This is a genomic window from Microcystis sp. M079S1 (genome assembly GCF_020246425.1).
GTDB classification, from domain to species: Bacteria; Cyanobacteriota; Cyanobacteriia; order Cyanobacteriales; family Microcystaceae; genus Microcystis; species Microcystis aeruginosa.
Map to the genome: position 1 here is coordinate 1 of NZ_JADBSZ010000347.1, position 14,907 is coordinate 14,907.

Genomic DNA, 14,907 nt, shown 5'->3' on the forward strand with positions numbered 1-14,907 from the left:
CATTAAGAATCCAGAGGCCGGACTCTCCCAAGGCGTTTGGGACGGTTTCTGTTTGCCCAACAGTACCGTTGAGATGATTTCCCAAATATTTCAACCCTTTTTTAAGAATGTTGATGGCTGCATTATGATCACTATCCAAGACTGTTTGACAATTGGGACATTGATGAGTTCTAGTGCTTAATGTTTTTTGAACTCTCGTCTCACAAACTGAACAATCTTGGCTAGTAAAATGCGGTGGTACAGCAACACAGACAATCCGATAAATCTTGGCAAAATAATTCAACCATTCAGTGAATTGATACCAAGAAGCATCACTAATCGACTTGGCAAGCTTACGGTTTTTGACTAAGTTTCTTACCTTTAAAGCTTCATAAACTACCAGATCATTAGACTGGACTAACGCCAAAGCGTCTTTAATTGCTTTGTCTTTACGTTGTCTTGATACTTTAAGATGAAGCCTAGCTACTTTTATCCGTTGCTTGTGATAGTTTTTAGACTGTTTCTTTCCTTGACGAAACTTTTTGGATAATCGTCGTTGTGCTTTTTTCAGTCGTTTTTCTGACTTGCTTAAATAACGTGGATTCTCTACTGTATTGCCTTGAGCGTCAGTATAAAACTCTTTTAAACCTAAGTCAATTCCTGTTATTTGTCCCTTTGGTTTATGGTATTCTTGCCGTTCTACGTCAATCAAAAACTGACAATAATAACCATCGGCACGTCTAACAACTCTTACCCGTTTAATCTGTTGCTCTGAATAATAAACTAAGGTTTTTTGACTACACCATAAATCAAATTCTCCTGCTTTAAAGCCATCGGTAAACTTGATTTTACGTCGATGATCAGATAGTTGGTAGCCTGTTAGTTTGTACTCAACGGAACGGCTATGCTTTTTGAACCGAGGAAAACCCTTTTTGACCGGTATCTTAGCATGACAATTCTGGTAAAACCTATTAATTGATTGCCAGGCTCTATCAGCAGCCGATTGACGAGCTTGAGAGTTTAATTTATTAACCCAAGGTGTTTCTTTGTTGTCTGCTAGTACAGCACAAAGTTTTTGAAGATCATTACGGGTTGTCCCTTGATTGGACCGCCAATAACGAACACAAGAGTTACGCACAAACTGAGAAGTTTTGATAGCTTCATCAAGCTGGTGATATTGCTCTGGGGTTCCGTTTTTTAGCTTTGCTTCTACGACTAGCATCTAACAATTCTCGACCACTGGCTAAGTTAAGTATAACACAGTTTACTCACAGATGGTAGAATTAAAACGATGCTCTGGGGTTGATATTCTGGTCGGATTTCATCCCCCGCAAAGGTGAGTATCTTGTCGAAAAATGTAGCGGGGGCATTCATCCGACATTTTCGGTAAATATCGCCCAATCGCCGCAACTAATCACTAAATCATTCTTGGGGGTATCTGTATGAATCAAAGTATCGGAGCAAACACCCGTAATGTGGCCCTTGTCGGCCCCTACTCCAGTGGAAAAACCTCCTTACTGGAAAGTTTACTTTTCGTAACAGGAGCCATCACCAGAAAAGGTAAAATCAGCGATCGCAATACCGTCAGTGATAGTTCCACGCAAGCGCGGGATCGACAGATGAGTGTAGAAGTTTCCGTTGCCCATAGTCAATACCAAGACCTAAATTTTACCTTTCTCGATTGCCCCGGTTCGATCGAATTTGCCAGTGAAACCTATAATGCCCTCGTCGGGGCCGGTGCTGCTATTATCGTTTGTGAACCGGTGGTTGATCGAGTTCTCACCCTGGCTCCCTTGCTAAAATTCCTCGATGATTGGGAAATTCCGCATCTAATCTTCATCAACAAGATGGATCGCTGTAATAGTCACTTTAACGAAGTCCTACAAGCTCTCAAATCCGTTTCTAGTCGTCCCCTCGTTCCCCAGCAATATCCTATCCGTCAGAACAACGAAATTATCGGATTCATCGATTTAATCAACGAACAGGCTTATCATTACCATGCTAACAGTCCCGCCGATCCCGTACCTTTACCCGACCACCTCAAGGAAGAAGAACAGATCGCTCGACAAGAAATGCTGGAAACGATCGCCGAATTTGATGATCATCTTTTAGAAGAACTCCTCGAAGATATTAACCCCTCCCGGGAAGAAATTCTCCAAGACTTAAAACAAGAACTGGGAGCCGATCAGATAGTACCTGTGTTCTTCGGTATGGCGGAACGGGACTATGGTGTGCGTCATCTCCTCACCGCTTTAGTGGAAGAAACACCGGCCCCGACGATTACCGCCAACCGTCGCGGTCTCGATCCCAGTGCGGATGGGGATGCGGTGGTACAAGTCCTCAAAACCTATTTTACTCCCCAGGGCGGTCGCCTCTCCCTAGCGCGAATCTGGCAGGGAACCCTTAGCGATGGCATGGCCTTGAACGGTGTGCGGATTGGTGGTATCTATCGTCTCATGGGACAACAACAACAACCCTTACAGCAAGCGCAAGCGGGGGAAATTGTCGCTCTCGGTCGTTTGGAGGGAATCGCCACCGGAGATGTGGTGAGCAGCGGCAGTCAAAAACCCGACCTTCCCAAAGGTTTACAACTCAAACCCGTCTTTGCCTTGGCCATTGCCGCCGCAAATCGCAAGGATGAAGTGAAATTAAGTTCAGCTTTGACAAAACTGATCGAAGAAGATCCTTCCCTCTACTGGGAACAACACGGTGATACTAAAGAAGTGATTCTTTGGGGACAGGGAGAAATTCATCTGCAAGTCGCCCTCGATCGCCTAGCGCGCAAGTATAATCTACCGATGACCACCCATTTACCCCAAGTTCCCTACAAGGAAACGATCAAAACCAGCACCAAATCCCACGGACGTTATAAACACCAAACTGGCGGCCACGGCGCTTTTGGTGATGTGTATCTCGATATTAAACCCCTGGCCCGGGGGGAAGGTTTCCACTTCCATGAAAGCATTGTCGGTGGTGTCGTCCCCAAACAGTATATCCCCGGGGTGGAAACGGGGGTGCGGGAATATCTCGGTCACGGTCCTTTGGGTTTCCCCGTGGTCGATATCGATGTCACCCTCACCGATGGTTCCTATCACAGTGTCGATAGTTCCGAACAAGCTTTTAAACAAGCGGCCCGTCTAGCGATGACGGAAGGACTGCCTAAATGTCATCCGGTCTTATTAGAACCAATTCTATTGGTGACGGTTCTCGCTCCCTCAGAATACACCGCCAAGGTTTTACAGTTAATCAGTGGTAAACGCGGTCAAATTCAGGGTTTTGAAGCTTCTGCGGAGTGGAAAGGTTGGGATCAGGTAACGGCCTATCTACCCCAAGCGGAAATGCACGATTTTATCGTTGAATTGCGTTCTTTGACTATGGGTGTCGGTTTCTTCCAGTGGGATGAGGATCACCTGCAAGAAGTGCCGGATAAACTGCGCGATGCGGTTTTAGCTATGCAAGGTAATGGTAACAAGTAAAGTCTTCTTGGCTGTCACTAAAGTAGAGGGATAAATTAGCAAGAGATGGGCTTTTATTGGCTCATCTCTCCCTTTTGTGGCAAAAAATGACAGAAGGGTTCGATGAGATTAGCCTAGTGCTATACTGCCCCAAATTGGTCTCGGAATTCTCAACCTAGGGGGGTTAGAATCTTCTAGGGAAGGGATGAATCAATGGACAATAATCCAAGGAGTGGAAATGGGCAGACCAGGCACAATACAATTAAAGTTTCAGAAAAACAACCGTAAAATTACGGAAGTTTCTGTGGGTGGTGCATCAGTTCTAGTCTGCCAAGGTAAGATGATAATTGCCGATGGGGAAACAAAAAGTGATATAAAAAGGTCATTGTGAGAGCGGTTGCCGAAGTCAGTAAAAAGGAGATGAACAATCTTAAAACATTAAGACCTGCAAGGATCAATCTCGGTTTTGTGGGATGGATAAGAATAAATTTGACAGGGTATATCCAAAAATATAAAATTTCTAGAGGGATAACCAAGGAAAAATACGGCAGTTATCTTAATGACGAGGCAGTAGGCAAAATGAAGTTATACTTTATTTTTCTGAGAAAACCTGTCAGACTAAATCCGTTTTTAATAGTACGATTAACTCCCAAGTTATGGATTGTTTCTCCCTTCTCCCCGCTTCTTGCTCCCCGCTCCCCGCTCCCTGCTTCCCTAGAACTTCTAAAGAGGATTTAGTATCAGAGGCAATGGAATGTCTATAGTTAAAGTCTATTAAAATTAATCATTATGCTCACCTCTTATCAGGAATTACAAAAAGAACTTAGTTTGTCGTTACACGACTTGAATAATTTTGCCGACAAATTCCAGAAAAGTTATGATATTATAATATCTTCAAACGAAATCAATGAGAATCACGGTGTCGGGGTTCTTTTAAAGAGAATTTTCCCTGATACCAGTGGGATAGTCTCCTTACGAACCACTAATCTCTACGAAGGAGAGCAGGATTTTGGCGTTCAGAATTTTTGTCTAGATGTGCGCGGTTGTTCCTACGGGGAAATTTTAGTAAAAATCCAAAATTTATTTGTTTATTTAAAACCGAAAAGAGTCTTAGTAATTCCCTACTTTGTGGAAGATTTTTATGTAGCCACAGCGATTAAATCTCTCTTTCAAGTACCCGTTTGTACCTACCTGATGGATGATCAGAATGTCTATGTCAGGGCTGTGGCCGATGAGATTGTTAAGCAATTAATCGATAATAGTGATCTAGTTTTAGGCATTTCTAAGCCCCTTTGTCAAGCCTATAGCAAAAAATACGAAAGGAAAATTTGGTTTGTACCGCCCCTAGTGGAAAGTTATTTAATGCCACCAGAAATTACCGCCCCCGATTCTATGGCAAGAGGGATTTTGATCGGTAATATCTGGTCTCAGACTTGGTTAGAAAATCTCAGGCAATTATGTCGAGAATCCCAGATCAAATTAGATTGGTATGGCAATCCTAATCGTCAATGGTTGCAATTCCAAGAAGCAGAGTTAGAACAAGATGGTATCTTTTTTAAAGGTTACTGCAGCCAAGATGCTCTCATCTACTACTTACGTCAAGCCCCTTTTGCAATCGTTCCCACTGCCAGTTCTGAAAACGAGCAAGAGCGGCCGGAATTCGCCTGTTTGAGTTTGCCTTCCCGCATTCCCTTTATTACCGCCGTTGCTAATACTCCGATCATCATTGTTGGTCGTAAAGATAGTGCCGCCGCTCAGTTCGTCAAAGAATTCGACCTAGGAACTGTCTGTGATTATAAAGCTCAAAGCTTATTAGCAGAAATAGAGAAACTACGAATAGAAAGCAATCAACTGCGGCTCCGTTATTCCAGTCAAAAATTAGCCAAAAGCTTAAAAGCCGATCATTTTGATGATTGGCTCTGGAGATCGTTAGAACAAGGAAAACCCATCGATAATCGCTTTGAACAATTCGAGAAAAATAGCCTCAAGTGCCCTGTGATCGTTACCGCTAGTGAAGTCAATCAAAGTCACGGGACAGGAGCCTTGGTCAGAAGAATCTTTCCCGATGATAGCGAGATTATTTCCATCCGTTCCGATAATCACTATGGCGGTGAACAACAATTCGGGGTCTTAAGCTTCCATCTTGACCATAAGAAAATGTCGCGACCGGCGATATTTCAATCAATTCTACAAACTCTCGGACACCATCAAGTCCAAAAAGTTTTTTGTGTCCCTTATTACGCCAGCGATATTCTGACAGCGATCGCTATTAAGGAATTATTTAACGTTCCCCTTGCCACCTACATCATGGACGATCAGAATATCTGCGTTCAGGAGATTCCCGATGCTTTAATGAAAGAGTTTTTAAGCAAATGTTCCGTTCGTTTTGCCACCCATCCCGAACTCCGCAACGCTTACGAGAATAAGTACGGCTACAAATTTTGGCTCCTACCGGCGATCGTTCCCCACCGTCTCATTAATAGTGAAGTTGCCCAAGTTTCTCCCCAACGCTGTCAAGAAAAATGGGGAGCTTTATTAGGAAGCATTTGGAGTCCCCAATGGTTCCAATCTCTTTTAGAGAGTATTCAAGGGGCAGGAATTAAACTAGATTGGTATGGCAATTCTAACTATTATTGGCTCAAAGAATCTGCCGCAGAATTAGAAAAATGGGGACTTTATAGCCAAGGACTTTATCCCGAAGAACAACTAGCACAACAACTACAAGCATATCCCTTTGTTATTGTTCCCACTGGAACCATGGACGAAAGAGATGATCGGACAGAATTATCTCGTCTTAGTTTACCCGGCCGGATTATTTTTAACCTCGCCACCGCTAACACCCCGGTAATTCTTTTAGGCAGTAATAAAACCTCGGCGGCTAACTTTATTAATCGCTTTCAAATCGGTGTGGTTTGTGATTATACACCTGAAAGTTTGGCAGCAGCCGTGGATTACGTTCTTGACCCCGAAAATCAGCAAATAATGCGAGAAAATGCCGTTAAAGTAGCGGCAAAATTCTCCGATCGAGGGATCGATCAATGGGTGTGGCAGTCCCTGGAAAAAGAACAAGCAGCCGATAACAGATTTGAAGCAATTTTACCTCGATCGCCGATCGATGCCGTGCCTTTTATTGAGCCACCCGTTCCCGAAAAGATTTATAAAGACTATGTGCCAGTTTATCAAGTGATGCGTCGTCTGCAAGGCCAGGGTTATCAACCGGATTTCGTTATCGATGTCGGTGCCTCCCATGGCATCTGGTCTTTTACCGTTAGTCAATTATTCCCTGAAGCTCGTTATCTTCTCATCGATCCCTTGACTTCCCAATATGAGCAGTCCGCTAGGGATTATTTTATCGGCAATATCCCCATAGCAGAATTGTTGCAAGTGGCGGTTTCCAATGAAGAAGGACGTTTAAATTTGCAAGTTTCTGCCGATTTTTACTGTAGTTCCCTGCTTAATCCCGCCGATTTGAGAGACTATCAGCCGTTGGAAGTGGTTGTCACTACTATTGATCGGATCGCCGCAGAGCAGCAGATTTCCGGGCGTGGCATTCTCAAAATAGATGTTCAATACGCCGAACATCTTGTCTTAGAAGGGGCGCAAGCATTTCTCCCCCAAGTGGATTTGATTATCGCCGAACTATCCGTGATCCGATACGATCAGGAATCTCTAGTTATTAGTGAAATGATTCATTGGTTAGACCAGTTGGGATTTCGCTATTATGACGAAACGGGAGAATGGCGATCGCCCATAGATGGAACTCTCTTGCAAAAGGAAATCGTCTTTATCCGTCAGGCTCTATTAGTTCCCGAAACTAACCGAGAAATTCATCAATTTCCCTCTAAACCTTAATCCTCTATACCTAAAATATACCCCATGATTAAACAATTATTAGCCAAAAATAAAATAGTTCAGCGAGTTAAAGCAGTCAAAGATTTATTTCTAGAAAAACTTGATTCACTCAGTCATGTCCAACTTGAACAAATCCAAAAACTGGAGAAACTTAATCAGCTTGATCCCTTGGATTTTAAGGTTGAGCAACTCAATAACTCCACGGAGAAAATCCGACAAGAAAATGCAGAAACCAAGCGAAAGGCTGATTTATCACTGGAAAATCAAGCCTTTTTGCTCAAGTTTTCCGTAGATATAATTAAAAATATTCAAGTATTGACGGAAAAACTCCAGACAAATCACAGCCAATCTCAAAAACAGCAGGAATTAACTCTCGACACTTTCCAAAAAATAGCCAGGGATGTGCGACAAGACTCCCAAAAACATAGTGATTTAATTCTCGATTCTTTCCAGAGAATTTATGAAGCTTACCAACAGCAAAGCGATGCTATTTTTGCCACCATACAAAAAATACAAGAAAATCTCCATCAAATCAGCGAAGAGAACCGCCAAATCTTTGAAGATATTCACTCTCAAAAATATAAAGTCATTACCGATCAACAATATTTTCAAGATCTAGACATCGAATTAATGACTTATTTATATTCCTATCTTCCCTATCGTCTTGCAGTAGATATTGGTGCTAATCGTGGCGATGTTTCTAGTCGTCTCCTACAAGCTGGTTATCAAGTTTATGCCTTTGAACCTTTTCCTCCCGTAATCGATAAGCTCAAAAATCGCCTCGGTGATCATCCTAATTTTCAGCTTTTTCCCTTAGCTATCGGTTCCGAAAATCAAACCCAAGAACTGCATATAGCCACCGATGAAACCGCCGACAACACCTATCAAGATGCCAGCTTTTATAACAGTTTAACTAAGCATTCTCTTTCCGAAGGTTTAGTATTTAACGATACTATTACTGTTACTGTTAAAACCCTAGCTAGTCTCCACGATGCCGAGGAATTACCCAAAGATATTGGTTTAGTTAAAATTGACACAGAAGGCTTTGATTTAGAAGTAATCAAAGGTATGGGCAACTATCGTTATCCCGTGGTAGTTGCGGAATTTTGGGATCAAAATTTTCCTTTTGGTCGTTCGGGAGCGATGAATAAATTACCAGATTTAGTCAATGCTATGAAGGAAAGAGATTATCATTGGCATCTAGTTATCTATCGTATTTGGGGCAGTTCCGACGTTAGTTATTACTGTAATTCTGCCTATTCCCTCGATAATTCTTGGGGCAATGTTTTCTTTTTTCAAGATTATCATGTCTTCCATCAAGCTTTACTTTGGTGTGCTTCTGTTATGCCAGCTACTTATTTTTCAGCTTAGAAACTTAGGCATCAATCATTTTTTTCACAAACAAACAAACTAACTAGGTGAGTAATGATTATGAAAAAAAATATATCTTTAACCAGTGAAATTTTGATTCTCGTCGGTTTAGGAATTGCTTTTTTGCTAGTAGGCATATTCTTTGGATCTAGATTACAACCCGTGTGGATAGATGAAGTAATGTTGGCAGAACCAGCAGCTAATCTAGCTTTATACGACAGTTTTACCTCGGCTGCTTGGTGGCATCAAAATGCTCAAGATTTCCATGTTGGCGTTTCTTTTCTTTATACAGTTTTGCTGGCTTTATGGATAAAAGTTTTGGGATTTAGTATTGAAAAAGTTAGGCTTTTTAATTATGTGTTAATGCTTCTTAGCATCACTTTAATCTGGTTAGTCATCAAGAAATTGGCTTTAATTAAGTTTTCTTGGCTAAGAATCATCTTAGTGGTTAGTTGTCTTTTGCCAGCAGGAATTACCTTTATTTATACATCGGGAAGGTACGACACTTCCTGCATTTTCTTATCAGCACTGGTTTGGGGAGCTTTTTTAATAAAAGATGCTAAAATCCGATGTCTTACTATGACAATTATTGGATTTTTCTTTCCCCTTTCTGGATTGTCAGCAGTGGTCTTTGCCATAATTTTTGGCGTTATCCTACTCCTTTTCAACTTTCAGCGATTTTGGCGGGAATTTGTCGCTCTAGGCGGGGGGTTTATTTTAGGAATGTTATTTCTTTATGCACTTTACTCAACTAATGGTGTTTGGGATGATTTTGTTAGTCTGACTTTGGGTCAGAGTGTTGCCAATGCCAACCTTAACAGAAGTGTCATTGATATAATATTTTCCAGAGTGAGCAAACTTTTTGACAAAGATTATATTTGTGGTGGTTGCTTGAGAGATGCGTCTTTTCCCCCACTGTCACTACTGCTGATCATCTTGATATTTTATGAACTATTGACCAAATCTTTCCGGTGGCGTTCTCCTTCCTTTTTTGCCTTGATCAGCGTTATTACCATACCAACTACTATGTGTTTTCTGGGGAAATATCCACTTTATTATAGTTGGATGTTGATGTTTCCCTTGATCATTTGTATTGGCTGGAGTTTTAATAATATTTTAGAAAAAAATACTGGCAAAATTCAGGCGACAATTATTAGTATAGCTTTTTTGGTTTTATTATTTTATGCCAACTTACTAGGACTACCTTCCCTAGCGCAAATTACCTTAGAACAATGGGAAAAGAATGACTATACTAAAGTACAAAACTTTCTCGACAACAAAATTAATCCTCAGGATCACATTTATGCTGATTTTCCAACATTCTACGCCCTCAAGTCTGAGGATAAACGAGTTTATTTCCCCCTTTATAATGGGCAGATGACACCAGAGGATAGGGATAATCTTTCATTAATTGTCATTGATCCTAGGGCCAGTGCTAGAGCACCCTGGAATCCCGGATTAGTAGAAATTGTTGGCGACTCACTCCCCCAGTGGTACGATACAGGAGAACAGTTAGATACAGGCACTTATGTGATGAAATTGTACCGAAAAAGATAAACCCGAAGAAATTCCAAGGATATGAACTCTGAAAAACTGCAATTAAGGTCTGATTATCAAAAAATGCTTGATGACTTAGATCCTCAAGTCCTCCAGTTGGATCGACAGGTATTTAAACGGTTACAAAACCTAGGTTACACCCCAAGGGTGGTCTTTGATGTGGGTGCTTCTAATAGTGGCTGGTCTTATTATATCAAACAGGTGCTGCAGGAAGCTGAATTCTATCTATTTGAACCCCTCATCGACTACAGCAGCGACTATCGAGAATTAATCTCAGAAATCCTGCGAGTCTATCCCTCCTTTCATCTGTATAAATACGCCCTAGGTGAAACCTCCGGCGAGGAGACGATGAATGTTTCCACGGACGTGGTGAGCAGTAGCCTCTTGCAAACCGGTGATGAGAGTCAGCCCACCACCCCCATCTCGGTGCAAATGTTAACAATTGATGACGCAATTGCCCGACTTGGTTTACCCCATCCCCAAGTGATCAAAATTGATACCCAAGGCTCGGAGTTGTCTATACTCAAAGGGGCCGTCAAAACCTTACCTAAAGTCGATGTTCTCTTTCTTGAATGCTGGCTCTATCGAGGCTATGGCAAAAAAACTCCCCTGTTAACCGAAATCGCCGATTGGTTATTATCCTTTAATTTTCGGCTTTGGGATCTGGCCGATGCCTATCGCGATCAAGCGGGAGTGCTAACCACATTAGATTGTATTTTTGTAAATACTCAAGCCGGTATTGCCCCGATTTGGTACTATGAGAACTAGGGAGGCTTGACTTTCCTAACCCGTCTAGTCTTTGCCGTGCGAGGGAAAAGAAGAACAGTCTATTTTCTTCCCAGATAGGCGATAGACCAAGTACCAAGTTGGAGAGCAAGGGACAGGATTTAACAGTCCTTACAATGACCATTTCGGGAAGGGAAAATTAGGACATGGTCGGGAGGGCTTTTCCTATTCCCGATTTTCAGTGCGGGAAAAATTTACGGTCAAGCCTCCATCAGACTATCAAGGAATAACTTTTTTATGTCCACAGGATTTCTACTTGCCCAAACCAGAAAAATTTGTTACACTTTTATCCGAGTAGCCGTTGTGGTCCCCCGACCTCTGGACGGACTCAAATTATCATAACCGTGAGGAGTTGAGATTAAAAACATGGCAATCAGTACAGAAGTATACGCTTCGTTAAATATTCTTTATGCTTCCCAAGCTCCGTCAGCCTCTGACATTAGCTTGTGGCAGACTGACCCTAGCTTGACATCCCTGACTTGGGAAGAAACGGTTCTTGTTTTCGCCAATTCGGCCGCAGCCCAACAAACCTATCCCCTCTTGGCTGCCCCCGGAGCCGCCACCGATGCCACCAGACGGCAGTACGTTCTAGAGGTTTTTAACAATGCCTACGGCCTAGAAGAAGCCGATTTAAATGTCGACGAGATTAACTACTGGGTTGAATGGCTCAGTCTCACCAATCCCGATGGTACGCCCGCCGACAGCGATGGCAACGGCATCCCCAATATTTTAGATTTTCCCATCGTCCTTAACCAGTACCAGCCCGCTGCCATCCAACAGGCCCTGCTCAACCGGGCAGAAGTAGCCCTCGATTTCGCTGCCCAGTTCCAACTGCAAGGTATTTCTAGCTTTACCGAGGAAGACTACAACACCTCTTGGAGCATCCTTGAAACCGTCGATGCCTCTGAGGCTAGTGTTACTGAGGCCTTAGCCGCTAACCTATTGGCCGCCGCCCAAGCCGGTGGGGCTGGCAATAGCGTCGCCTTGACTGCTAGCCAGGACGATTTAACCTCTAACCTTTTCCTCGCCGCCCCCGTCAACAACTTCGGGCAGATTAACCAAACCCTGAACAGTGGTGATAAACTGACTGGTTCCGGCACTAACCCCACTTTAACCGTCCTCTGGACTGATGTTAGTTTTGTTGGTCAAAGCGTCCTACCCACCTTCACCGATGTGGAGACCCTTAACGTTACTAACACGGGTAATGGTGGTTTGACCATTCTGGGAGCCAGCGTCACTGGTCTCAAGAATGTCAATGTTGCTGATAGTATCAGCAATTTCTCATTGACCGACACTCAAACCGCAGTGGAAAAGGTTTCTCTGAGCCGCACTGCTTCTGCTACCACCATCACCATCGCCAATGCCGCTCTTGCCGGTGACGAAGATGCGGTGACACTCACCTTGAATGAAGCTACTGGTCCACTAACTCTCAATCCAGTGTCTGGTACCGATGGCTACGAGCAACTAGCGATCGCTACTGAGGGCTTGGCCAGCGTCGTGGCTCTCACTGCCGTCGGTATTGAGGAAGTAACCATCACTGGGGATCAAGACCTAACCCTCACCAATGCCCTGGCCAACACCGCTACCAAGCTAGATGCCTCCGAGTTTGAGGGCGATTTATCCGTGATATCTGGTACCGGAACCATTGACTTTACAGGTGGTCTCGGTGATGATACTTTCACGGTCAACGGCTTTACCAGTGCGGATATCCTCGATGGTGGTGAAGGGACTAACACCCTAAGAGTGACCGCCGCTAATGCCGAAGGGATTACGACCGAGGATGACAATATTACCAACATCCAAACCTTAGCCTTAGCTGATCTTGACCCTACTGCCATTAATAATGGTATTGGTACTGCTGGCGCTACCCTACGGGCTGACCTTATCGGTGATGAAATCACTACGGTGAACCTAGAAGAGGGGACTGCTGGTGCTTATACTATTCGCTTCAATGCGGGCAATAACACCTTAACAACTTTTGCCAACACTGGTGCGTTAAACGTTCAAGCGGAAGGCACTGCCACTACCGATGCCCTCACCCTGAATATCGATGGGACGGCAGTACCGGTCAACATCGACATCACGGTGGCCTCTTTGACGTTAAACAACGTTGATCGACCGATCGAGCAACTTACCATTAACTCCAACAATGCCGCCACCAGCCACACAATTACTGGGGCTGTCACCCTGCCTGATACCACCGGCGTAACTAATGCGATTACCATCACTGGTAACTCCACTTTGAATATTGGTGGTGCAGTGACGGCGGACGAAATCGACGCTTCTGACATGACCAATGGTGCGGCACTGGTGATGAACCAGGGTACGCCCTCTACCATTGCCATCTCCATCACTGGTTCGGAAGGTAATGACCGATTAGTTGGTAGTGGTTTGCGAGACAGTATTAGCGGTGCGGGTGGTAATGATACTATTGTCGGCGGCGCTGGTACAGACCAACTCACCGGTGGCGGCGGTATCGACACATTTTTCCAAGCGTTCGCTGACAGTGCGGCTCGATCTGCGATTAGTGGTGCGGCGGCAGATCCCTTTACTGCCGCTCGAACTATTACCTTTGCACCAGTTGGTACCTCTGCTGTCCCCAACGTAGATATCATCCGAGAATTCACTGGTGGCGCCAATGGTGACCAACTCGACTTGAATTTTGCCGCGGCAGCAATTTCGGGTATTGGCACAGCGAGTAACGCTTTGGCGGCTAACACCAACTACTTCTTGTCTGGTAACTTAACCCTTAGCACGGGCGTATTTACTATTACCTCCGATGGTGGTGGTGCCGACACCTTGATCATTCAAGGTAATGGTGGTGCTGACTTCTTTGGGGGCGCTAACGCTTCCTCGATCGTGTTGGTTGGCTTTAACAGTAACAACTTAGTGGGTGCTAACATCATCTAGGTCTGAAGTGATTGACTTTAGCTCTTGAATAGAACCCAATCCCTTTATCGGGATTGGGTTTTTAGTTTTTTCTAGTTCCAGGGTTCTACCTTGGAACGATAAAAGGGAGGGTCTCCCTCCCTTCCCTGCTCCCCTGGTCCAGTCATAGTAGGTTGATTGATGAATCAACTCTCATAGTAGGGTTAATTCATGAATTAACCCTACCCTTGATAAGGGGGGTGATAGCTTCAATTTCCTCGCGACTTTTCCGGGGGAAGTAGTAGGGTTGATTCATGAATCATACTAAATCTGGTTATTAAAGACTGATTATTTATTCCCCTTTTTGCATGAGTGCATGAGTAGAAAACGGGTTTCTCGGAGAAACCCGTTTTCTGTGGGTTACTCAAAGGATTTAGTATCAACCCTCATAGGGTTAATTCATCAATCAACTCTCATCGTAGGGTTAATTCATCAATCAACTCTCATAGTAGGGTTAATTCATGAATTAACCCTACCCTTGATAAGGGGGGTGATAGCTTCAATTTCCTTGCGACTTTTCCGGGGGAAATCTCTTTAAGAGTTCCTGCTTGGAACAATGGAGGAGTAAAGGGGTAAATTCTTCCGGAGACAGTTGTAAAATCCGGCTGATAATGGCTTGAATTTCTGGGTCTAACTCACCAAAACGGACTCGGAGCAGGTTTTCCACCACCAGACGTTCCCCCTCTTGCAGACCCCGTTCTAGACCTTGTTCTTCTCCTTCGGCCAGCGCCTCTTGATAGACTCTCGTTTGTTTTAAATCACTTAGTCCAAACATAGCTTCAATTTCCTCGCGACTTTTCTGGGGGAATTTGTAAATAATGATACTTTCGATTAGGTTAATTAACTGCCGTTGACTGGACTGGTCGGTGATTTCTTCTCTGGTCCGCTCGATTAGGGTTTGAGCAGTCCTCACCGCTGCCGTTTCCGACTCTACTACTAATTTAATCACACCGATTCCTAAGGAGGGATTGTCTCCGTA

Annotated in this window: 8 protein-coding genes and 1 pseudogene; 7 read left to right on the forward strand and 2 right to left on the reverse strand. The window is 43.7% G+C overall.

Features of this window, described 5'->3' with window-relative positions; genetic code table 11:
* On the reverse strand, nt 1–1,201 hold a 1,201-nt coding region (locus IM456_RS22300), incomplete at its 3' end, for an RNA-guided endonuclease InsQ/TnpB family protein (protein ID WP_287712808.1).
* Between the two features lie 220 nt (nt 1,202–1,421).
* Between IM456_RS22300 and IM456_RS22305 the strand changes: the two genes are divergently transcribed.
* The 7 genes and pseudogenes from IM456_RS22305 to IM456_RS22335 all read left to right on the forward strand — a co-directional run bounded on the left by IM456_RS22305 (nt 1,422) and on the right by IM456_RS22335 (nt 13,910).
* A complete protein-coding gene (locus tag IM456_RS22305; protein ID WP_149986555.1) occupies nt 1,422–3,455 on the forward strand; it encodes an elongation factor G in 2,034 nt (677 codons plus the stop codon).
* 154 nt (nt 3,456–3,609) lie between these two features.
* Nucleotides 3,610–3,825: pseudogene (locus tag IM456_RS22310) on the forward strand (PhzF family phenazine biosynthesis protein); the annotation flags it as partial.
* Between the two features lie 398 nt (nt 3,826–4,223).
* The gene (locus IM456_RS22315; protein WP_149986551.1) at nt 4,224–7,286 is read left to right on the forward strand and encodes an FkbM family methyltransferase; all 3,063 of its coding nucleotides are present in this window, start codon (nt 4,224–4,226) and stop codon (nt 7,284–7,286) included.
* A 24-nt stretch (nt 7,287–7,310) separates the two neighbouring features.
* On the forward strand, nt 7,311–8,657 hold the full coding sequence (locus IM456_RS22320) for an FkbM family methyltransferase (RefSeq protein WP_149986548.1): 1,347 nt from the start codon (nt 7,311–7,313) through the stop codon (nt 8,655–8,657).
* Between the two features lie 60 nt (nt 8,658–8,717).
* The gene (locus tag IM456_RS22325; RefSeq protein WP_253881160.1) at nt 8,718–10,214 is read left to right on the forward strand and encodes a glycosyltransferase family protein; all 1,497 of its coding nucleotides are present in this window, start codon (nt 8,718–8,720) and stop codon (nt 10,212–10,214) included.
* Between the two features lie 21 nt (nt 10,215–10,235).
* The gene (locus IM456_RS22330) at nt 10,236–10,982 is read left to right on the forward strand and encodes an FkbM family methyltransferase (RefSeq protein ID WP_149986543.1); all 747 of its coding nucleotides are present in this window, start codon (nt 10,236–10,238) and stop codon (nt 10,980–10,982) included.
* 384 nt (nt 10,983–11,366) lie between these two features.
* Nucleotides 11,367–13,910: a beta strand repeat-containing protein gene (locus IM456_RS22335; RefSeq protein WP_149986541.1), complete on the forward strand. Its 2,544-nt coding sequence runs from the start codon at nt 11,367–11,369 to the stop codon at nt 13,908–13,910.
* Nucleotides 13,911–14,427: 517 nt separating this feature from the next.
* On the opposite strand, the gene IM456_RS22340 is transcribed toward IM456_RS22335, so the two are convergent.
* On the reverse strand, nt 14,428–14,907 hold a 480-nt coding region (locus IM456_RS22340), incomplete at its 5' end, for a DUF2887 domain-containing protein (RefSeq protein WP_287693295.1).

Coding starts and splice junctions, on each gene's coding strand:
- IM456_RS22305 (WP_149986555.1), top strand. CDS start 1,422: ATGAATCAAAGTATCGGAGCAAACACCCGTAATGTGGCCCTTGTCGGC.
- IM456_RS22315 (WP_149986551.1), top strand. CDS start 4,224: ATGCTCACCTCTTATCAGGAATTACAAAAAGAACTTAGTTTGTCGTTA.
- IM456_RS22320 (WP_149986548.1), top strand. CDS start 7,311: ATGATTAAACAATTATTAGCCAAAAATAAAATAGTTCAGCGAGTTAAA.
- IM456_RS22325 (WP_253881160.1), top strand. CDS start 8,718: ATGAAAAAAAATATATCTTTAACCAGTGAAATTTTGATTCTCGTCGGT.
- IM456_RS22330 (WP_149986543.1), top strand. CDS start 10,236: ATGAACTCTGAAAAACTGCAATTAAGGTCTGATTATCAAAAAATGCTT.
- IM456_RS22335 (WP_149986541.1), top strand. CDS start 11,367: ATGGCAATCAGTACAGAAGTATACGCTTCGTTAAATATTCTTTATGCT.